Annotated in this window: 2 protein-coding genes; both read left to right on the top strand. The window is 66.5% G+C overall.

What is annotated here, in order from left to right; all coding sequences use genetic code 11:
• Positions 1 to 339 (top strand): 4Fe-4S binding protein (locus tag I2E26_RS04110; RefSeq protein WP_195419706.1); only part of this gene is annotated, 339 nt, incomplete at its 5' end.
• Between the two features lie 127 nt (positions 340 to 466).
• Positions 467 to 1,180 (top strand): GTPase (locus I2E26_RS04115; RefSeq protein ID WP_195419707.1); only part of this gene is annotated, 714 nt, incomplete at its 3' end.

A 1,180-nucleotide genomic window follows, 5' to 3' on the forward strand; every position in this document is an offset into this window, starting at 1 on the left:
GTGCGCGTGGAGCGTCCGGTGTGCGATTTCTCGAAGTGCACCATGTGCGGCGAGTGCGTGCGCCAGTGCCCCACGTTCGCCTGCGACCTCACGCCCGCCGGGCGCTTCACGCTCGAGTCGACCTACTGCGTGGGGTGCGGGTTGTGCGCCGAGGTGTGCGAGGACCGCGCCATCACGATGGTGGAGACGGATGCGAGCGAGCTCATCGTGCCCGATCCCGAGGCCGAGAAGCGCGCCGCCGAGGCCGAGAAGGCGCGCGCCGAGGCCCTGAAGGCCAAGGAGGAGGCCAAGAAGAAGCTGTCCGCCGCGCTCGACAAGGTGGAGAAGCTGGCGGATTAGCGTGTTCGCGGGCGCGCGCCGCGTGACCTGCGCCGCGAGCTCGCGTACAATAGCGACCAGGAAGATCGAGTGCCGCGATTCGCGCTAGACGCGATTCGCGGCGCCTTATGTTTGCAAGGAGAAGTACATGGCGCTTTCCATCGGTATCGTGGGCCTGCCCAACGTGGGCAAGTCGACGCTGTTCACCGCGCTCACCAAGAAGGGCGGCTTGGCCGCCAACTACCCGTTCGCCACGATCGACCCCAACGTGGGCATCGTGGACGTGCCCGATGCGCGCCTGCAGGCGCTGGCCGACATCGTGCATCCCAGCCGCATCATGCCGGCCACGGTCGAGTTCGTGGATATCGCCGGCCTGGTGAAGGGCGCCGCCGCCGAGGGCGCGGGCCTGGGCAACCAGTTCCTGGCAAACATCCGCGAGTGCGATGCGATCTGCGAGGTCGTCCGCTACTTCAAGGACCCCGACGTCATGCGCGAGGTCAACCACACGGGCGAGTTCGTGGACCCGGCGAGCGATGCCGAGACCATCATGACCGAGCTCATCCTGGCCGATATCCAGACGCTCGAGAAGCAGCTGCCCAAGCTCGAGAAGGAGGTCAAGCGCGATAAGGCGCTGGCACCCAAGCTCGATATCGCCAAGCGCCTGCTCGACTGGCTCAACGACGGCAAGCGCGCGGCCAACATGGAGATGACCGACGAGGAGCGCGCGGCCGCAAAGGGCCTGTTCCTGCTCACGTTGAAGCCGATGCTGTACGTGGCCAACGTGGACGAAGACGAGCTCACGGTCGAGCTCGACGCCATCGACGGCGTGACGCCCATTCCCATCTGCGCCAAGGTCGAGGCC

The organism is Collinsella sp. D33t1_170424_A12, assembly GCF_015554865.1.
Taxonomy (GTDB): Bacteria; Actinomycetota; Coriobacteriia; order Coriobacteriales; family Coriobacteriaceae; genus Collinsella.